General features: G+C 55.2%; 15 protein-coding genes. 4 read left to right on the top strand and 11 right to left on the bottom strand.

What is annotated here, in order from left to right; translation table 11 throughout:
• Window positions 1-45: 45 nt before the first annotated feature.
• Window positions 46-1,290, bottom strand: a complete 1,245-nt coding sequence (locus EXW96_RS05805) for an IS110 family RNA-guided transposase (protein ID WP_074730232.1) — start codon at window positions 1,288-1,290, stop codon at window positions 46-48.
• A gap of 467 nt (window positions 1,291-1,757) precedes the next feature.
• On the opposite strand from EXW96_RS05805, the gene EXW96_RS05800 reads away from it, so the two are divergent.
• Window positions 1,758-2,891 carry a YheC/YheD family endospore coat-associated protein gene (locus tag EXW96_RS05800; RefSeq protein WP_074727104.1) on the top strand — a complete coding sequence of 378 codons (1,134 nt, stop codon included), beginning with the start codon at window positions 1,758-1,760 and terminating at the stop codon, window positions 2,889-2,891.
• Between the two features lie 103 nt (window positions 2,892-2,994).
• On the opposite strand, the gene EXW96_RS05795 is transcribed toward EXW96_RS05800, so the two are convergent.
• Together EXW96_RS05795 and EXW96_RS05790 are read right to left on the bottom strand one after the other, a co-directional pair.
• Entirely contained in the window at window positions 2,995-7,470 is a 4,476-nt protein-coding gene (locus EXW96_RS05795; RefSeq protein ID WP_174350132.1) for a WIAG-tail domain, read from the bottom strand.
• A gap of 217 nt (window positions 7,471-7,687) precedes the next feature.
• Entirely contained in the window at window positions 7,688-8,260 is a 573-nt protein-coding gene (locus tag EXW96_RS05790) for a DNA-3-methyladenine glycosylase I (protein ID WP_174350131.1), read from the bottom strand.
• A gap of 87 nt (window positions 8,261-8,347) precedes the next feature.
• Between EXW96_RS05790 and EXW96_RS05785 the strand changes: the two genes are divergently transcribed.
• A complete protein-coding gene (locus EXW96_RS05785; protein WP_082660820.1) occupies window positions 8,348-9,172 on the top strand; it encodes an EcsC family protein in 825 nt (274 codons plus the stop codon).
• 144 nt (window positions 9,173-9,316) lie between these two features.
• Here the strand turns inward: EXW96_RS05785 and EXW96_RS05780 are convergent, their stop codons facing one another.
• Together EXW96_RS05780 and EXW96_RS05775 are read right to left on the bottom strand one after the other, a co-directional pair.
• Window positions 9,317-9,949, bottom strand: a complete 633-nt coding sequence (locus EXW96_RS05780; RefSeq protein ID WP_174350130.1) for a ComEC/Rec2 family competence protein — start codon at window positions 9,947-9,949, stop codon at window positions 9,317-9,319.
• Between the two features lie 215 nt (window positions 9,950-10,164).
• Entirely contained in the window at window positions 10,165-11,814 is a 1,650-nt protein-coding gene (locus EXW96_RS05775; RefSeq protein ID WP_062409310.1) for a b(o/a)3-type cytochrome-c oxidase subunit 1, read from the bottom strand.
• Between the two features lie 467 nt (window positions 11,815-12,281).
• Here EXW96_RS05775 and EXW96_RS05770 point away from each other — a divergent pair, with 467 nt between their 5' ends.
• The gene (locus tag EXW96_RS05770) at window positions 12,282-13,526 is read left to right on the top strand and encodes an IS110 family RNA-guided transposase (RefSeq protein WP_074730232.1); all 1,245 of its coding nucleotides are present in this window, start codon (window positions 12,282-12,284) and stop codon (window positions 13,524-13,526) included.
• 187 nt (window positions 13,527-13,713) lie between these two features.
• Here the strand turns inward: EXW96_RS05770 and EXW96_RS05765 are convergent, their stop codons facing one another.
• Window positions 13,714-14,184: a cytochrome c oxidase subunit II gene (locus EXW96_RS05765; RefSeq protein ID WP_062409311.1), complete on the bottom strand. Its 471-nt coding sequence runs from the start codon at window positions 14,182-14,184 to the stop codon at window positions 13,714-13,716.
• A gap of 21 nt (window positions 14,185-14,205) precedes the next feature.
• On the bottom strand, window positions 14,206-14,376 hold the full coding sequence (locus EXW96_RS05760; protein ID WP_375256439.1) for a cytochrome c oxidase subunit 2A: 171 nt from the start codon (window positions 14,374-14,376) through the stop codon (window positions 14,206-14,208).
• Window positions 14,377-14,615: 239 nt separating this feature from the next.
• Here EXW96_RS05760 and EXW96_RS05755 point away from each other — a divergent pair, with 239 nt between their 5' ends.
• Window positions 14,616-15,416 carry an SDR family oxidoreductase gene (locus EXW96_RS05755; protein ID WP_174350129.1) on the top strand — a complete coding sequence of 267 codons (801 nt, stop codon included), beginning with the start codon at window positions 14,616-14,618 and terminating at the stop codon, window positions 15,414-15,416.
• A 45-nt stretch (window positions 15,417-15,461) separates the two neighbouring features.
• Here EXW96_RS05755 and tenA read toward each other — a convergent pair whose 3' ends face one another.
• Genes tenA through EXW96_RS05735 form a run of 4 tightly spaced genes read right to left on the bottom strand, consistent with a single transcriptional unit; the run spans window position 15,462 to window position 19,071 of the window.
• Complete coding sequence (gene tenA, locus EXW96_RS05750) at window positions 15,462-16,124, bottom strand: thiaminase II (RefSeq protein ID WP_062409313.1); 663 nt, start codon at window positions 16,122-16,124, stop codon at window positions 15,462-15,464.
• Window positions 16,125-16,171: 47 nt separating this feature from the next.
• The gene (locus EXW96_RS05745) at window positions 16,172-16,966 is read right to left on the bottom strand and encodes an energy-coupling factor transporter transmembrane component T family protein (RefSeq protein WP_174350128.1); all 795 of its coding nucleotides are present in this window, start codon (window positions 16,964-16,966) and stop codon (window positions 16,172-16,174) included.
• A 6-nt stretch (window positions 16,967-16,972) separates the two neighbouring features.
• Window positions 16,973-18,481: an ABC transporter ATP-binding protein gene (locus EXW96_RS05740; RefSeq protein ID WP_062409315.1), complete on the bottom strand. Its 1,509-nt coding sequence runs from the start codon at window positions 18,479-18,481 to the stop codon at window positions 16,973-16,975.
• Window positions 18,478-19,071: an ECF transporter S component gene (locus EXW96_RS05735; RefSeq protein ID WP_062409316.1), complete on the bottom strand. Its 594-nt coding sequence runs from the start codon at window positions 19,069-19,071 to the stop codon at window positions 18,478-18,480. Before EXW96_RS05735 ends, EXW96_RS05740 begins: the two co-directional genes overlap by 4 nt.
• Window positions 19,072-19,090 lie beyond the last annotated feature (19 nt).

Here is a 19,090-nt window from a genome sequence, read left to right as displayed (position 1 = left end):
CAGATTTTAACTGGGAATCCGTGAAGGACTTTGGCAAAGGAGGCGTTAATCCTTCGCAGTTGTCACCTTCCTTCCAGGCGTGTAGAGTTGGCCGTTGCGTAGCAGCACATCGACCAGACGCACAAGTTTTCTTGCCGTTAAGACGAGGGCGCGTTTGTGTTGATGCTTAGGCACTTCAACGTACTTCTTCCGGTAATACTCGCCGAATTCCGGTTCGCGGTTTTTCACCGAGTTGGCAGCTTCAACAAGGTAATAACGAAGGAATCGGTTGCCGGAACGAATGCGTTTGGTATCTTCGGCCTCAAAGCCCCCGGACTGATGTTTACGCCATGTCAGGCCTGCATATTTAGCTACGGCGGCCTGATCGCTAAAGCGTTCGATGTCGCCGATCTCCGCCAGAATGCCGGCGGCGTACACCCGGTCGATGCCCGGAATGGAGCGCAGGCACTGAGCGCCGGGGATGCCAGCCAGAATGCGTTCGATCGCCTTGTCCAGCTCTTTCAGTTGGCTCTGAATACTCCGGATGGCCTGTATGGAAGTGCCGAGAACCAGATCAATGGAATCCTCTACGACCTTTGAAAGGCGGTAGGACGCTCGTGCAGCCTTCTGGATGCAGCGGGCGACATGCTCCGGGTCAGGGAAACGGTTCTTTCCCTTCTCCTTGAGATAGTCGGCCAAGTCGGCGACTTCCATGTCGGCAATCTCATCGAGGCTGAACTTTTCCGAGAGCATCTCCATGATGGCGTGGCCGAAAACGGAGCTGTCGACTTCGGAACGAAACGCATTGCATTTGTAGAACAGATTCTGCAGGAAGTACTGCTTCTCGCGTGTCAGGTTGTGAACCAGATGGTACCGCATGCGCGTCAGGCGCTGAAGCGCGATGTACTGCTCCTGCATGACGATGGTCGTCGTGAGACGGCCGAAGCGCAGGCGTTCGGCGATGATCCAGGCATCGATCCGATCGGTCTTGTCCATATCCGCGTAGGCTTCCCGGAACTTGTTGATAAGCTTCGGGTTGATCGTGAACACCTTGGTTTTCCGCTCTTGAAGCGAGGCATCCTCATGCAGGTACATAGCCGGATGCCAGCTATAGACCGAGGTTGCTTCAAGGCCGATATGGATTTCGGAAGCCGGCAGCTTGTCCGCAGCAGCCACGATGCGGTCGCGCAGATGCGAGGCACCGTGCAGATTGTTTTCTACCTTGAGCGTTTCAAGCGTATCGCCTTCCGGATTCATGAAACACGCTTCCAGTTCTTCTGAACTGACGTCAATACCGACAAATAATTTCAAGGGTGATCCCTCCCTTCTGGATTCGGGATTTAGGGAATTGGACTCTTCGGGATGCCCCCAGCGCGCTCGCCGATCAGTCACCCTCGCATATGAGAACTTCCTTCGGTCCATGAGCTGCCTCGAAGCTGCTATCTTCGAGCATGGGTTGCCGAAGGGGACAGCCAGCGGGTAAGAAGTTCAAACGAGTGCTGGGGAAACAGACTTTAGATGTAGTCGAACTACAGGAGTGAGACGAATTTCCCCAAATGACCCTAAGCTCATTGTCTGGGAACATCACGAAAAGTCCAAGACCCTAATTGTATTTTTTAAAGTTGTCAAAGAGCGGTTTTCTCTCTGGACCCCGACTTCCGCTCCTTGCCCTTCGGGCTGCGGTGCGGGTCGGCTACGTCCACCATAGTTTCACTGCAGATTAACTGGAAATTCTTCAAAAAGAAGATTCTAAACATACTATACGAGGAGTGATAGCCATGCTGCCTCCCTACGTAGGCATCCTCGTCAACGATGTGATGTACGCTGGAATACCTTTAGGAAAAACCAAATACGAGAGGATCGATTATTACCTAGAGGCGGGCAAGAAATTCGGGATTACGCCATGCTTTTTTCGAATCCGTGATTATAAGGCAGGAAAGGCTTGGATTAAAGCTTATGTACAAACGGACGACGACAAATTTGAATTGGCTGTCGTCCCTATGCCTCAAGTCATTCATAATCGCGCCATTTATAACGGTATAAAGGAATTCCGCACACTTCGAAGCTGGTCCGATGAAGGAAGGGTGCTCTTTAACTCTTGGAACCGTTACGGCAAGCTCTTCATTCACAATGTGCTGATGAAAAACCCCGGTTTGCAGCCCTACTTGCCGCGGACCCGCAAAGCCACCCCCGCCAATGTAAAATCGATGATGAAACAATTTGATTCCATCATTATTAAACCTGACCGAAGCAGCAAGGGACGCGGAGTCATGAAATTATCCCGCACGCAAAAAAAGTGGAAATTGCTTTATCCGTCCACACTTCATGTGCGCAATACCAAATGGCATTCGATTGTATTCAACGGCCTCAAACTGCCCCCCGTCCTGCGCCGCAGATTGCAAAACGGAAAATATATCGTTCAGCAGTGTGTCGCCCTGGCAACCTATAAGAAACGTCCGTTCGACCTCAGGGTTGCCGTCCAGCGAGGAGCTGCGGGCGAATGGAAAATTACAGGAATCGTCGCCAAAGTGGCTTCAGACCGGATATTTTTGACCAATGTATCCCAGGGCAGCACGATTCACCGGTTGGAGGAGATTTTGCAGCAGGAATATCCCCACCTGACACACGAAGAAGTGATACGGAGTATCCATCATTTGGCCCTAAGCGTGGCTGATCAGCTGGGACAAAGCCTCCCCTGCATGGCCGACCTGGGACTGGATATCGGTTTGACCACAGACGGTGTCCCTATGTTCATTGAATGCAACGGGAAGGACCAGCGATACAGCTTCCTTAACGCCGGTATGCTGAAAGAGTGGAAAGCCTCCTACGAGAATCCGATGGCTTTCGCCAAACATCTTCTTACCTCCGGCAAGGAAGTCGATCGCCCTCACGCCGGCAAAGCGGATCGTTGACTGAGTTTAGCGAAATGCCGGAACAAGCGGAATTCCACCCAGAGGCCGGGAGGCACGAGACGTATAAAAGGCTTGCTCCTGCCGGGAACAAGCCTGTATTGATTTATTCATACACGCTTCCGATGGCAATCCAGTTGACAACCCCTTGGAACTCGCCGGAAACATTGCATCGTACGACTTCGATAACCGCACCGCTATCCTGTTTGCTCTGGATCACGGCGTAGCAGCCGGGGTGGCTCGTTGTTCCGACAAGAACATAGTTATCGTCAGCGTACGGCCGATCAAAAATGACGGGAATGGCCGCACTTTCCGTTTCACTGGAGAAAGAGAAGCTGCTCAGACCGAACTGCTGCGAAGTGGTCAGCAGCTTTCTTTCCGGTGCGGGGAAAAACAACGGATGCTGCCGTTCGTTCTTATCGTCCAGGATCGTATTTTCCTTATCGTTCTCCGTCTCTATATCGATCGCATGCAAATATATTTTGTCGCTCTTCGGCTTTTCTGTTCCTTCTGCCGCAGGCTCTTTGGTATGCGCCTTTTCGGACTTTTCGTTTGATTCCTTTGCCGGAGCCTCCGCTTTGTTCTCGGCCGGATTCGGGGCCAAACGTTCCTCCTCCGGACGAATTTCAGCAGCAGGCTTCTTATCCGCAAGCCCCTTCGTCTCCCGCTTTCCTTCTCTAACGGAAAGTCCGTTCAGCAGCGTTTGAAGCTTAGGTTCCAAATGAAGCAGAGAGATCGTTCCCGGGATCAGATGATATCCGGATATAGTTTCCTGCTTAATATGGAATCCATCCACCGTTTCATCACCCAAATGCTTCGACGTGACGGCCCCGTCGGCCAGCCGGCTGCTGTCCACCGCGCCCAGCGCGATCTTCTCCATCGTCACCGCATACGGCCTCAAATTGGCTTCACCCACGGCATCGACTGCCAGATGCTTCGATTTAACCGAACCGGACGTCAGATGCTTCGATTTAACGGAACCGGACGTCAGATGCTCCGAGCCAACAGAGCCCTCAGCCAGCCGGCTGCCGTTCACCGCTCCCGGCGCCAGCTTCTCCGTCGTCACCGCCTCCGCACCCAGTTGGGCTGCACCGACCGCTCCTGCAGCCAGGTGCTCCAATCTGACGCACTCCAAGGTCAAATGCTCCGGACCAACGGAGCCTTCAGCCAACCGGCTGCCGTCTACCGCGCCGGGTGCCAGCTTCTCCGTCGTCACCGCCTCCGCACCCAGCTGGGCTGCACCGACCGCTTCTTCGGTCAGGTGCTCCGAGCCGACAGAGCCCGACGTCAAATGCTTGAAACTGACGGAGCCTTCAGCCAGCCGGCTGCCGTCCACCGCGCCAGGCGCCAGCTTCTCCAAGGTGACGGCCTGCGGTCCGATTTGTGCTTCGCCGACCGCTTCAGGAGCCAGGTGCTCCGAACCGACAGAGCCCGCAGCCAACCGGCTGCCGACGACCGACCCGGGCGCCAGCTTCTCTGCGGTGACGGCCTGTGGTCCGATTTGTGCTTCGCCGACCGCTTCAGGAGCCAGGTGCTCCGGACCGACAGAGCCCAAGGCCAAATGCTCCGGACCAACGGAGCCTTCAGCCAACCGGCTGCCGTCCACCGCGCCGGGCGCCAGCTTCTCCGTCGTCACCGCCTCCGCACCCAGCTGGGCTGCACCGACCGCTTCTTCGGCCAGGTGCTCCGGACCGACAGAGCCCAGGGTCAGATGCTTCGCCGTGATCGAGCCTTCGGCCAACCGGCTGCCGACCACCGCGCCATGCGCCAGCTTCTCCGTGGTCACGGCATACGGCCTTATCTGCGCTTCGCCAACCGCATCGACGGCGAGATGCTTCAAAGCAACGGCGCCCGGGGTCAGATGCTCGGATGTTACCGAGCCCGCGGCAAGACGACTGCCGACCACCGCTCCCGGCGCCAGCTTCTCCGCCGTTACGGCCTGCGGCTGAAGCTGCTCTTCTCCTACCGACTCCGAAGCGAGGTGCAGGGGACCGACGCTTCCGGGTGTCAGGTGTTGAGAGCCGACCGAACCCTCGGCCAGACGGCTCCCGTCCACCGCGCCGGGCGCCAGCTTCTCCAAGGTCACGGCCTCCGGCATCAAATGCACCTCACCGACAGCATAGAAAGTAAGGTGTTCCGAGCCGACGGAATACGAGGTCAGATGCTCCGAGGAAACGGCGCCCGCGGCCAGACGGCTTCCGTCCACCGCTCCCGGCGCCAGCTTCCCCGTCGTCACCGCTTGCAGTTGCAGCTGTTCTTCGCCTACCGACCCTTCGGCGAGCTGAAGCGATCCGACGGCACCGGGGGCCAGATGCTCCGAGGAAACGGCGCCCGCAGCCAGACGGCTTCCGTCCACCGCTCCCGGCGCCAGCTTCTCCGTCGTCACCGCTTCCGCCTCCAACTGCGCTTCGCCTACCGCTCCGGCGGCAAGCTGGACCGATCCGACGGCACCGGAAGCCAGATGCTCCGATACGACGGCACCCGCGGCCAGACGGCTCCCGTCCACCGCTCCCGGCGCCAGCTTCTCCCTGGTCACCGCCTGCGGACTCAGCTGATCTTCACCTACCGACTCAGGCTCGAGCTGTGTTGGGCCGACAGCCCCCGGGGTCAGGTGCTCCCTTGCAACAGCTCCCCAAGCCAGACGACTGCCGTTTACTGCGCCGTAAGCCAGCTTTTCCGTCGTTACCGCATTGGACATCAAATGCTCTTCACCTACGGCTTCGGCAGTGAGATGTTCCGGTCCTACGGAGCGTTCAGCCAGATGTTCCGATGTCACAGCGCCTGCAGCGATTCTCCGGCCGTCGACGGCGCCTTCGGCCAGATGTGAGGCGCTCACGGCGCCATCTGCGATTTGAAGTCCCGTCACGGCGCCTTCGGCCAGCTTCTCCGTCCTCACCGCGCCATCCTCCAAGTGCTGCGCCTTCACGGATCCTGTCCCAAGGTGCACATGCTGAACCGATCCGGGGGACAGATGATCCGCCTGCACCGCTTCCTTGGCAAGCTTTTCCGAAGTCACACTGGCATGCGCCAGCTTTGCCGTTGTGACTGCCAGATTCGTAAGCTTATCCGTGGATACCGATTCGCTGGATATTTTGGAGGTTGTTACGCTATGATTCGAGAGATGTCCGGTATGAACGGCTCCCTCTTGCAAATGCTGCTGCTGCACCGCACCGTTGCTCAGCTTCTCGGAAGTGATGGAGCGGTCGTGCAGCTTCTCCGTTGTCACAGCACGGTCCTGAAGGTGTTCCGCTGCGACGGTTTTTTCCGCCAGATGCCCCGAAATTACCGCTTTATCGGCAATATGCGCCGATCCTACCGTCCCGGGCGTCAAATGCTCGCCTTTTACCGAAGCCTTCGCCAGTTTACGGGAGTTGACCGATTGCTCGGCAAGCTTCTCGGCAGTCACGGCCCCGTCGATCAGTTGGGATACACCGACACTGGAGGCTGCCAATTTATCACCGGTGACCACACGCGGAGACAAATGCCTGTTCTCAATCACCCCTTGCTGGATATGCTTAGCCTCAATGACCGCCTCCTGCAGATGAATTCCTTGTACAGTCCCTTTGGACAGCTTCGCGGAAGTCACCCCACCGTCCTTGAGATGGACGCTTTGCACCGCTCCGTCCGAAATGTGATTGGGTTGAATCTGCTTATCGGCAATGTGTTCGCTTCGAACAAGCCCTGCCGTCAAATGCTCGTTAACAATCGAGTGCATCTTCAAATGCTCGGACGAAACGCTCCATGGCGCTAATTTTTCCTCCGTCACCGCCCCCTCCGCCAGCTTGCTGGAGGTGATTTCCCCGTCCACCAGCTTGGCGGACGTCACGGACTGGTCCCTCAGCTTTTCTGTGGTCACCGCCTCATCAGCCAATTTGGATACATTGATGGCCCCGTTGGCCATATGAATCGTTTGAATCGCGCCGCTTTTGATTTTATCGGACGTGATGGATTGATTCTGAATCAGCTCTTCCGTTATGACTTCGTCCGCCAAGTGCTTGGTGTGTATCGAATGCTCGGCGATCTTCATGGCATCGATCGTTTTATCCGCCAATTTGTCTGACGTGATGCTGTTATTTTGAAGCTTCGAACCGCTGATCGCACGGTCCTGAATCTTATCCGAGGTAACCGCGCCGGCCGCCAGATGCTCTTCTGTTACCGCTCCGGGGGCCAGCTTTTGTTGGGTTACACTGCCATTAGACAATTTCGTACCGTCTACCGCATAATCTGAAATATGGTCCTTTGCAATGCTGCCGCGTTTAATTTTGGATCCGTCCACGGCATAGCGGGCTATTTTTTCCGATGTTACCGACTCGTCGGCCAGATCGTCCGTATAAATGATAGCGCCTGATGATAGCGGGGATGAAAGCTTCAAGGAAGGGCGCCTCGAGACGGGCGGCAACGTTTTCGGTTGAGCGGACTCCGATTCCCTGACGCGTCCGGGTGCAGAAGAGCTCAAGCCGGCTTCTTCCTTCCGTGCCGTTTCTCCCGAATCCAACCAGCTCAATTCATTCGTAAGCGCATCAACCCGTTTTCCTTGTGTCGGCCTGACTTTGCCGGAACTCCGGCGGCTCACTTTTTTCATATGTGTCCTCCTATATTCCGTAATGACCTTTCATGCTACGATGAAACCTTCGCAATTAGTCATTGCTAACATATGCATTCACCTAGAAGGACGTCATACAAACTGTTAAAAATAGGCAACTATACAGGAAATGCGCGCAGACGAGCACTGTCTGACCGACGGAGAGAAAGCCCTGGGCTTTTCTTGCCGAAGAAGCCCGGGGCTGCAAGAAACCAAGCTACACGCCCCGCTCTCCCTCTTCATAACGGAAGCAGTCCGTCGTATGATCCATCACCATGCCGACAGCCTGCATGAACGCATAACAAATCGTCGACCCTACAAAAGTAAAGCCCCGCTTCTTCAAATCCTTGCTCATCGCATCGGATTCGGGCGTGCTGGCGGGCACCTCCTGAAGCGAACGCCAAGCGTTGCGTATCGTCTTTCCGCCGACAAAGCTCCAAATATAACGGTCGAAGCTGCCGAATTCCTCCTGCACCTTGAGGAACGCCTGCGCATTGGTAACGGCGGCCCGCATCTTGAGGCGGTTGCGAATCAAACCGGGGTCGGCAAGCAGCTCGTCCAGCTTCGCTTCATCATAGCGGGCTACAATGGCCGGGTCGAAGCCGTCGAACGCTTCGCGGTACCGTTCTCTTTTTTTCAGCACCGTATACCAGCTTAACCCCGCCTGCATCCCTTCCAATATCAGCATTTCAAACAGCTTCCGGTCGTCGTGAACAGGCACTCCCCATTCTTCATCATGGTATTGGATATAAAGCGGATCTTCATTGACCCAGCGGCAGCGGCAAACCATCCGATGACCAACTCCTTTTTTTCTCTATTATAGCGTATAATTAATGACGGGTATTGCTATATTCCTAACCTCAAGCGGGGGATTGCCATGAAACATGAGTTGACGGTTTACGAACAACAGATGGAAAAACAGCTGATCCGTTGGGAAAAGGAACTGCTCAAGCCTCCGGGGATGCTGGAAAAGACGTCCAGGGCGGTCCAATCGCGCGTAAATCAGGTCATTCCGGAAAAAGTCCATACAACGCTCACTACTGCGGTGAAGGGCATTGTCCAAACCGCTCTCTTCAGTATGGATTACATTCCGAAGAATGAACCGCTGTCGTTCATGTCTCTGGCCATGCGCGACCACCAGGCCGAAGAGAAGATTTCCTTTTACAAAAAGCTGGCGGCCGCAGAAGGCGCCGGCGCCGGTGCAGGCGGTATCCTGCTGGGAATCGCCGATTTTCCTATCCTCATCGGCATCAAGATGAAATTTCTGTTCGAGCTCGCTCACATCTACGGACATTCGACGCTGGATTACCGGGAGCGGCTCTTTATCCTTTATGTGTTTCAGATCGCTTTTTCCAGCCAAAATAAAAAACCGGCCCTCTTCCGAACGATTCTGGAATGGCCGGAGACCGTGAAATCACTGCCCCCCGAAGCTTCCTACGCCCAGTACATTAATTGGCGGCAGCTGCAGCAGGAGTACCGGGATACGCTCGACTTTCGCAAAATGCTTCAGCTGGTTCCCGGTATCGGCGCTTTCGTAGGAGCATGGGCCAACTATGGTCTGCTGGATGAGCTCGGGCAAGTAGGCATGAACTGCTACCGCTTGCGATGGCTGCAGGAAGCGAAGCGGCGCAAGCATGACGCCGATCAGCAGAGCCAGGACGACGACGGGGTAAAACCGTTTCAAACGGGCAGCCCTGAGTGACAAACGAACGGTGAGGAAGCCGCAGGACGATCCATAGGATATTTGCCGGCACATAAGCCCCCTTGCAGTCTCCGTCATCCGGACGAGGCAGCAAGGGGGCTGTGATATGGGAGGGCCACCCGTTAGGAAGGTTCCCTGATGGGCTTAACCTATATATACAAGAATATCCCCATCCGTGATGAGCTTCGACGTCCCCGGAGGTACATCTCCCGTGATCCGCAGCTGCACACCCTGACCCAGTTCCTCCGATGCCAAGCTGGTCCATTGGGCTTGAAGCGCCTGGGCGCGTTCGGAACAAATCGGAATAATGGCGACCTCCGGACGGGTCAAGCGAAGCGTTGCGGCGTTGAAGGCATCGTTTACACCGTGGTGTGGAGCCTTCCATACCCTGCAGCGGAGCTGCAGCCGCTGTGCCAGCCTTTTCCAGCCTTCTTCCAGCAAATCCCCGCCGAAGAGAACGCCGCCGTCCCCGGACGCTTCATCACGCGTCAAGAGATAGACGGAGCTGTCGTGGTTGGACAGTTGATGAAAACGTTCCAGCCAACCTGCCCCGGCCGCGCCGATCTTATCGCGGCATGCAAGCAAAGCTTCGGTCAAGGCGGCCCAAGCCGGGAGATAGCCGTAGGTTGCGTTTACATCCTGATAAAACTCCGGCGCCCAATGTGCAGCGAGCTCGGCGGCGGAAGCCGCCTGTACGGCCGGAGGCCATGCGCTTCCCGCCACTCCCAGCGTGATGACGAAGGCCAACAGCCGGCTTCGGATCCTTTTCTTTCCCATACCAATCCCATCCTCCCCTAATATAGCCAACGCTTGGAAGCGTCAGCTGTGGTCGGCGGGTGTCTAGACATCATTATCATAATCGAATTGGATTAGCGGAGTGTAAAAGCGATATAAAGATTTTATTAATTCCGCTCAACAGAAAAAAAAGCCTCCGCCGGGGCAAAAGCCATGGGCGAAAGCTTTAGAAGTAATGCTATTCGGTATACCGAACATCACCAGGTGACGAAGCCTTTGGCGCCGACTCCGGGATTGGTGATCATCTCTGTTACCGGAATCGCGTAAGCCACGAGAATCAAGACGACCAGCACGCCGATCCACACGCCCCAGCGTTCGAAGACGGCCGGTGTTTTTTCCGCCTGCTCGCTGACCTCGGCAATCGGAAATTCGGTCTCCCCCTTCGGCGCGCTGAGCAGCATGACGATGTTGATGATCATCAACACGACGCCGACGAACAAAATCGTTCCACCAATCGCCATCACCACATGATAAGGAATCCACATGATGGCATCCGGATGATCCTGATAGGTAGTGAATGCCGTACGCCGGGGCGATCCGAGCAAACCGACGGAGTGCATCGAGCCTGACATGAAGAACATGCCTACTGCCCAAATCACGGTTTGAATGATGCCGAGACGATGCATGAGCGGTGTCATCTGGCGGCCAAGAATCGCCGGTATCAACCAATAAGTAATGCCGAAGAAGGTCAATGCGACGCTGGAAGCTACCGTCAGATGAAAGTGTCCTGTAACCCAGAGCGTGTTGTGGATGACCGCATTCAGCTGATGGCTTGCGTTAATCAAGCCGCCGGCCCCCGCCGGAATAAAGATCAGCATGCCCATGAACGGGGCGAAAAAGCGCACGTCCTTCCATGGCAGCTTCTTAAACCAGCCGAACAGCCCTTTGGCGCCGACGGAGCGTCCGTGCAATTCGAAGGTGGCAAACAGCGAGAACGCCGTCATCAAGGAAGGAATAACCACCATAAACGTCAGAATCACCTGCACAAACTTCCAGATGTTAGAAACCCCCGGTTCCATCAGCTGATGGTGGAACCCGACCGGAATAGAGAATATCAAAAACATAATGAAGGATAGTCTGGCCAAGGCATCGCTGAATATTTTGCCGCCGATGACCTTGGGGATGACGCAATACCAGCACATATATGCCGGCAGCAGCCAGAAGTAAACAAGCGGGTGGCCGAAATACCAGAACAATGTACGGCTGAGCACCACATTGACGGTGTCCACCCATCCGAACGACCACGGAATGAGCTGGAACAGCACCTCAACGGCAACCCCCAGCGTAGCGATAATCCACAAGAGCATCGTGATGACGGCCATATAAGCGAACAGCGGCGTCGTTTGGCCGCGATGCGTCTTTTTCCAATAGCGGTAGTTGATAAAAATGCCGAGGCCGCTCATCCAGCTGCCGACCACAACGAAAACCAGCGCGATGTAGAACCAGGGCGATGCTTTCATCGGGGCGTAAAAGGTGTAAAGCACGGTCGCCTTATTCAACAAAATCAGAATGGTGGCCAGGATCGTGCCGAACGTCATCAGTCCGTAGCCCAGCCAGCCCAGCTTACGGGCAATCGGCAGCAGGTGCCCTCCCAGCGTCCGTGCAATCCCTGCAAGCATAAAGCCGATAATGAAATAGGTGGTGAACACTAACGCCATCAGAAGACCATGCGCCGTGAGCAGTTGATAGTAGCCGATCTCCATCGGAAGATGGATCATTCCCCCGCGCACCAGTCCTTGAAGCACGCCCGCTACACCGCCCAGAAACAGGGCGAAAAAGGCGAACAAAATATGAGCAAGCACCAGCGCGGAATCCCGGCTGTCAAAACGCTTGATATCGTTAATCATCGTATACACTCCTCGTATAGTATGTTTAGAATCTTCTTTTTGAAGAATTTCCAGTTAATCTGCAGTGAAACTATGGTGGACGTAGCCGACCCGCACCGCAGCCCGAAGGGCAAGGAGCGGAAGTCGGGGTCCAGAGAGAAAACCGCTCTTTGACAACTTTAAAAAATACAATTAGGGTCTTGGACTTTTCGTGATGTTCCCAGACAATGAGCTTAGGGTCATTTGGGGAAATTCGTCTCACTCCTGTAGTTCGACTACATCTAAAGTCTGTTTCCCCAGCACTCGTTTGAACTTCTTACCCGCTGGCTGTCCCCTTCGGCAACCCATGCTCGAAGATAGCAGCTTCGAGGCAGCTCATGGACCGAAGGAAGTTCTCATATGCGAGGGTGACTGATCGGCGAGCGCGCTGGGGGCATCCCGAAGAGTCCAATTCCCTAAATCCCGAATCCAGAAGGGAGGGATCACCCTTGAAATTATTTGTCGGTATTGACGTCAGTTCAGAAGAACTGGAAGCGTGTTTCATGAATCCGGAAGGCGATACGCTTGAAACGCTCAAGGTAGAAAACAATCTGCACGGTGCCTCGCATCTGCGCGACCGCATCGTGGCTGCTGCGGACAAGCTGCCGGCTTCCGAAATCCATATCGGCCTTGAAGCAACCTCGGTCTATAGCTGGCATCCGGCTATGTACCTGCATGAGGATGCCTCGCTTCAAGAGCGGAAAACCAAGGTGTTCACGATCAACCCGAAGCTTATCAACAAGTTCCGGGAAGCCTACGCGGATATGGACAAGACCGATCGGATCGATGCCTGGATCATCGCCGAACGCCTGCGCTTCGGCCGTCTCACGACGACCATCGTCATGCAGGAGCAGTACATCGCGCTTCAGCGCCTGACGCGCATGCGGTACCATCTGGTTCACAACCTGACACGCGAGAAGCAGTACTTCCTGCAGAATCTGTTCTACAAATGCAATGCGTTTCGTTCCGAAGTCGACAGCTCCGTTTTCGGCCACGCCATCATGGAGATGCTCTCGGAAAAGTTCAGCCTCGATGAGATTGCCGACATGGAAGTCGCCGACTTGGCCGACTATCTCAAGGAGAAGGGAAAGAACCGTTTCCCTGACCCGGAGCATGTCGCCCGCTGCATCCAGAAGGCTGCACGAGCGTCCTACCGCCTTTCAAAGGTCGTAGAGGATTCCATTGATCTGGTTCTCGGCACTTCCATACAGGCCATCCGGAGTATTCAGAGCCAACTGAAAGAGCTGGACAAGGCGATCGAACGCATTCTGGCTGGCATCCCCGGCGCTCAGTGCCTGCGCTCCATTCCGGGCATCGACCGGGTGTACGCCGCCGGCATTCTGGCGGAGATCGGCGACATCGAACGCTTTAGCGATCAGGCCGCCGTAGCTAAATATGCAGGCCTGACATGGCGTAAACATCAGTCCGGGGGCTTTGAGGCCGAAGATACCAAACGCATTCGTTCCGGCAACCGATTCCTTCGTTATTACCTTGTTGAAGCTGCCAACTCGGTGAAAAACCGCGAACCGGAATTCGGCGAGTATTACCGGAAGAAGTACGTTGAAGTGCCTAAGCATCAACACAAACGCGCCCTCGTCTTAACGGCAAGAAAACTTGTGCGTCTGGTCGATGTGCTGCTACGCAACGGCCAACTCTACACGCCTGGAAGGAAGGTGACAACTGCGAAGGATTAACGCCTCCTTTGCCAAAGTCCTTCACGGATTCCCAGTTAAAATCTGGTAATTAACTCGATTTTCGACTGGGTTTAGTTTGGTGTTGCCTTTTTCCCTGAGTCATCGCGTTTTGGGCCAAAATAATTTCCAATTTCCACGAATCAGGGACTTGACATATTACCGCTGGACTTCATGTCGGCCGGCTGTCTTATTTAACAACGATTTTCATCATCATCACTTCATGCGCCGCCCCGCAGTATTCATTGCAAAGCACCAAATATTCCCCGGGCTTGGTGAACGTGTAGGTTAGCCGGTTCACTTCCCCGGGCACCACCATCATGTTGATGTTCGTTCCATTGACTTGAAATCCGTGTACGACGTCCTGGCTGGTGATTTGAAAATGAACCTTCGCCCCGAGCGGTATTTCCATTTGATCAGGCGAGTATCCGAAGGCAAACGCCACGAGATTGGCTTCGTACTCCTGATCCCCGATTTGCTTTAAACCCGGCTTGTCGAACGGTGCGGTCGTGCTGAGCTTCTCCGGATCTACGGTATGACGATGATCGCCGGGAGGCTCCATCCCCAGCGCGAAAGCGCCAACCCCCACAACGGTCAAAAACAGGCCAAGCATGGATATGCCGAATATCAGCCAAATTTTTTCCAATCGATGAATGTGCATGTAAGTTCGACTCCTTCTCCTCTAGTGTCTTGCCATGAACAACAGAAACACACCGACCCAAGACAGCACCAAGAACAATCCGAGCAGCATCACGGATACAAAGGTGCCTTTTAACGATTCTTCACTATGCTTCCCTTGAGATGGCGTCATTTGGTAATGTTCATGCTTCGTCACGTTTTGCGGCTTTGTCATCGTCTTTTCCTCCTTCTTCCCGGAAGTATTTGATGTATACATTGTAAAATTTGCTTTTCATCCCCAACTATGATTTAAGTCACATTAGATGTTAAGCATTCGTGAACGATTAATAAGGCGAAGAACTGGCCCCGCCCTTTGGATGTATCATACTTTCAAATTTTCAACTGCCGGAAGCAGGCATATGTTGTAAAATAGAAGGAAGCAAGAAGCCCCAGCCAATAAAGGAGGAGAATGGGATGGAATTAGGACTTGGCGGGAAAATAGCCATTGTTACGGGAGCAAGCGCCGGAATCGGATGGGCCTGCTCTAAAGCGTTGTTTGATGAGGGCGCTTCCATTGTCATGGTCGCGAGGGACCCGGAGCGCATGGAGCAAGCCGCTGCCGCAATTCTTGAAGGTGATCCGGAGAAGGACGCTTCGCGCATCGTCACAGTGAAGGGAGATTTACGCGAGCCGGAGACCGTGAAGCAAACGGTGTCCGCCGCGATGGAGCGTTTTGGCCGCATCGATATTTTGATCAACAATGCCGGATCGGCTAAGGCCGGATCGTTTTTTGAGATGCCTGAGGAAGCCTTCCTGGAAGCGTGGAATTTGAAGCTGCTCGGCTACATCCGCATGGTCAAAGAAACCGCCCCGCACATGATCCGTCAAGGTGACGGGCGCATCGTCAACATTGTCGGAGCAGCGGGACGTACACCGGGCCCTACGTTTCTTGCCGGCAGTACCGCCAACGCGGCTCTGCTGAACTTTACAAGAGGGATCTCCAAGGAACTGGCCCGATCCAATGTCAGAATTAACGCGATTTCGCCCGGCATCACGGCTACGGAACGCATGCACAGGATGGCGGAGCAGCATGCGAAGGCCAAGGGAATCACGGTAGATGCTCAAATCGCGGAGCAGAACGCCAACATTCCGCTGGGCCATGTCGTAAATCCCGCAGAAATCGCGGCAATGGCGCTGCTGCTGGTGTCCGATCGCGTCCCGTCGATAACGGGTACGGAAATCGTTATCGATGGCGGACAGCAGCCGGGCGTTTAGACAAAACGATAAAAAAACCGCAGCGCTAACCGCTGCGGTTTCGTATTATACCGGCCAGGCTTCTTTACGGTAAGCCATATCCCAGAACATATATTCATACCGGCTGCTGATCACAAAATGGTTGCACATCCGCTCCCGATCCTGCGGCGTCACCTGCTCCGCGATGTCATCGATTCTTGCGATTTGCTCCTCCACCAGCTCGCGGAACCATTCACCGCCGTACGCGGCGATCCATTCCCGGTAAATCGGCTCCTCCGGCGTGCAGCCTGCAAGTCTCTCTCCAATCTCGTAATAGAGCCAGTAGCACGGCAGAATGGCGGCAATAATATCGCCCAGCTGTCCGGTGTACGCCGCCCGGAGCATATGCGACGTATACGCATAAGACGTCGGCGCCGGCTCGAACGCTTTTTGTTCCTCTTCGGTGATTCCGAGAAGCTTCGCAAACTTTTCATGCAGCGCCAGCTCTGCACTATATGTACCCTGTGCATGTACAGCCATGCGGTTCACCGTGTATAAATCGTTTGCCTTGGCAGCCCCTAAGGCCTGAATCCTTGCAAACTGGGACAAATAATAGGCGTCGTTCAGAACATAATGACGAAAGCAGTCCAACGGCAGCGTACCGTCGCCGATTCCGCGAATGAACGGATGCTCGAAGCTGGCCTGCCAGCTGGCATCTGCCGCCTGGCGAAGGTGTTCGGAAAATTTCATAAGTAATCCTCTCCATTTCTTCCCGTAAGATTCGTTAATCGCCTTACCTATCCCGTTCTAACATCCCCTATGTTGAAATACGGGAAATCCCGTCCGAGCCAGAACGCCGCGAGGCAGATCAGCAGCATTACACCGGCCAGAAGCCCGTCCCGCGCCGACCATCCGATCAGGTAATAATAGGACCGCCGCTTGGCCGAGGAGAAACGCTTGGCCTCCATAGCCACCGCGATTCTCTGGGCCCGGCGAATGCTTTGAGCCAACAGCGGTATGGCATACCTGTTCAGTGATTCCATCCAGCCCCGGATCCCTTTGGCTCTCTTCACACCGCGGACCTTGAGCGCCATCTGAAGCGTCCGGTACTCGCTGGCCACCATCGGCAAAAGCCGCATTGCGGCCATAAAGCTGTAAGCATACTTGGCCGGCAGCCGCACCTGCTGCATAAGGGAATAAAACAACCGGACGGGGCTTGTCGTCAGTCCGAACAACAGGCCGATCAGCGCCATATTAACCGATTTCAGCCCGATGTGCATGCCGCGATAAAAGCTTTCCTCCGTAATATGGATGAGACCCCAGCGCAACCAGGTTGTTTCCCCTTTGCCAAAAAATACCATGGACGTCGCGGAGGAGACGAACATCAGTGCAAAGGGCAGCGTCAAAAGCAGCAGCCGGCGCACCGGGTGGCCGGCTGCTGCAAAGAACAAAAGCGCAAGCATCCAGGTCACATGGATCAGAACATTCAAATGATGTGTCAGCAGTACGACCATAAACATGCCGATGGAGACGATCAGCTTAAAGGCGGGGTTGACGCGGTGCAGCCACGTTTCCCTGTAAGACCATGACAAAGCCCCTCAACTCCTTAGTTCTGCGGTGAGCGGCGGGCATGCCGCAGCGAATCGGCTTGCATATTCTTTGGGACTGAGCTCGGCGGCAAGACGACCCTGCCGTACCTCCCATACCCGGGTGGCAAGCCTTCTTACAATTTCCAGATCATGCGTGACCATGACGATGGCGATCCCTTCCCGGCGCCATGATTCCAGCATCTCCAGCAGCGCGAACGTATTTGCGGCATCCTGGCCGAAGGTGGGCTCGTCAAGCAGGACAAGCCGCTGGGCTTTCACCGTCGCCGCCGCTACACTGAGTCGGCGCTTCTGCCCGAGCGACAGCTGATACGGATGCAGATTGCGGTGCTGATCGAGGCCGAACCGCTGCAGAAGCTCCTCCGTTTTCACCCGGATCGTTTCTTCGGAATCCCTGTCACGCCTGAAATTAAAGGCCAACTCATCATAAACGCTGTGGGTCACAAACTGCATCTCCGGGTTTTGAAAAACATAAGCCGCCATGTCGGAGACGTCGTCGAAGCCTCGAACCGGCCCTCCTGCAAGCACATAGTCGCCGCGCGTTGGAATCAACTGCATTAGGGACTGAAGCAGTGTGCTTTTGCCCGCGCCGTTCTCCCCCACCACGGCAACCCAATCCCCGGGATACAGGGCTGCCGAGGCGGCTTCGATTTTCGGCGCCTTCCCGTGGTAACCGGTAAATCCGCGGAGCCGGACCAACGGCTCCATCTCCCCGGGTGTACCGCTTATGAATCGGTCGTTATCTTTTGGGAACCGGTCCTCTTCGTCTTCCCACACGCCAGGATACCAAATTCCGTATTCCTTGAGCTTCGGCTTAAAATCCCGGAAAACCTGCTCCGGCCTTCCGTCTGCCGCAATGCGCCCGTGAGCGTCAAAGAGGATCACCCGGTCGACGAAATCTACAATCTCGTCAATTTTGTGCTCTACGATAATGACCGTCTTATCATGAGCGACTTGTTTCACGGCTTGCCATACCTCCGCCGTCCCTTCCGGGTCGAGCAGCGACGTTGGCTCGTCGAGAAACCAGACGTCCGGCTCGAGCGCCAGCAGCGAAGCGATAGCCAGCCGCTGCTTCATTCCCCCGGAAAGCGAAGCAATCGGCACATGCGGATCATCCAGCACCAGCCCGACCTGCTCCAGGCATCGCCTGATTGTCTCCGGCATCCGTTCGTGAGGCACCCCGATATTCTCAAGCACAAATGCAATCTCTTCATCTGCATAGGGCATGCAGAACTGGGCGTCGGGGTCCTGGAACAAATATCCCCACGAATGCGGAATACCGATGTCTTCATATTTGAGCGGCACCTCCAGCGCATCCGGGATCAGCCCGCTCCAAACCTGCAGAAGCGTGGATTTGCCGCAGCCGCTTGGGCCAAGCAGCAGCACCTTTTGCCCTGCGGGCACGCCCGCCGTCAAATCGTCGAACAAAAGCGACGAACTGCCGGGAAATTTCAGCCTAAGCCGCGAAACCCAGGCGACAGCGCAGTCCGCCCCGTTCAATGCACGTTCTTCCTGTCCAGAGCCTGATAATCTTCGGCGGTTGCCGGGCGCACAAGCTGGGTGACTCCGGTTTTCTCCAATGCCTTCACCAGCAGGTAGGCCAGAGGCCCGCAGAAGAGATAGCCGCCGATAAACCGCATGACGATGTAAAGAATAAGATTCCAGGTTTGCAATTCGATGAGATAGCCTTTGAAAAAATCGAGCGCCAGCGCGCCTGCGCCAGCCGCAACCCCGGCCAGACCGGCTGCGGCCGCGGAGTATCGTTGATACAGGAATGCAGCGAAAACCAGCTCGGCGCCAATCCCCTGCAGCACTCCGTAGGTAAGCAGTTCGACTCCGTATGGCGAACCGGTGATCAGCTCGCCAGAGGCTGCGGCCACTTCCGCCAGAAATGCCACCCCGGGCTTGCGGATGATCAGGAACGCAACGGTCGCCGCCATAAACCACATACCGTACATCAATTGATCAAGCTGAATACCCGGAAGCTTGGCCAGATTGTAGATGTCGGTCCATACCCGATAAATGATGCTGAACACAACCGCAATGACGACCGTGACCAAAATATCCGTCAGTTTCAATTGTTTGGACATGGTATCCCCTCTCCTTTTC

This window comes from Paenibacillus sp. JMULE4, from assembly GCF_013337105.1.
GTDB classification, from domain to species: domain Bacteria; phylum Bacillota; class Bacilli; order Paenibacillales; family NBRC-103111; genus Paenibacillus_G; species Paenibacillus_G naphthalenovorans.
The sequence above is the reverse complement of the archived record's forward strand: the minus strand, read 5'-3'. Positions and strand labels throughout refer to the sequence as shown.

Bases quoted from the DNA above. Each gene is read 5' to 3' on its own strand.
- EXW96_RS05800 (WP_074727104.1), top strand. From the start codon at position 1,758: ATGCTGCCTCCCTACGTAGGCATCCTCGTCAACGATGTGATGTACGCT.
- EXW96_RS05795 (WP_174350132.1), bottom strand. From the start codon at position 7,470: ATGAAAAAAGTGAGCCGCCGGAGTTCCGGCAAAGTCAGGCCGACACAA.
- EXW96_RS05790 (WP_174350131.1), bottom strand. From the start codon at position 8,260: ATGGTTTGCCGCTGCCGCTGGGTCAATGAAGATCCGCTTTATATCCAA.
- EXW96_RS05785 (WP_082660820.1), top strand. From the start codon at position 8,348: ATGAAACATGAGTTGACGGTTTACGAACAACAGATGGAAAAACAGCTG.
- EXW96_RS05780 (WP_174350130.1), bottom strand. From the start codon at position 9,949: ATGGGAAAGAAAAGGATCCGAAGCCGGCTGTTGGCCTTCGTCATCACG.
- EXW96_RS05775 (WP_062409310.1), bottom strand. From the start codon at position 11,814: ATGATTAACGATATCAAGCGTTTTGACAGCCGGGATTCCGCGCTGGTG.
- EXW96_RS05765 (WP_062409311.1), bottom strand. From the start codon at position 14,184: ATGCACATTCATCGATTGGAAAAAATTTGGCTGATATTCGGCATATCC.
- EXW96_RS05760 (WP_375256439.1), bottom strand. From the start codon at position 14,376: ATGACAAAGCCGCAAAACGTGACGAAGCATGAACATTACCAAATGACG.
- EXW96_RS05755 (WP_174350129.1), top strand. From the start codon at position 14,616: ATGGAATTAGGACTTGGCGGGAAAATAGCCATTGTTACGGGAGCAAGC.
- tenA (WP_062409313.1), bottom strand. From the start codon at position 16,124: ATGAAATTTTCCGAACACCTTCGCCAGGCGGCAGATGCCAGCTGGCAG.
- EXW96_RS05735 (WP_062409316.1), bottom strand. From the start codon at position 19,071: ATGTCCAAACAATTGAAACTGACGGATATTTTGGTCACGGTCGTCATT.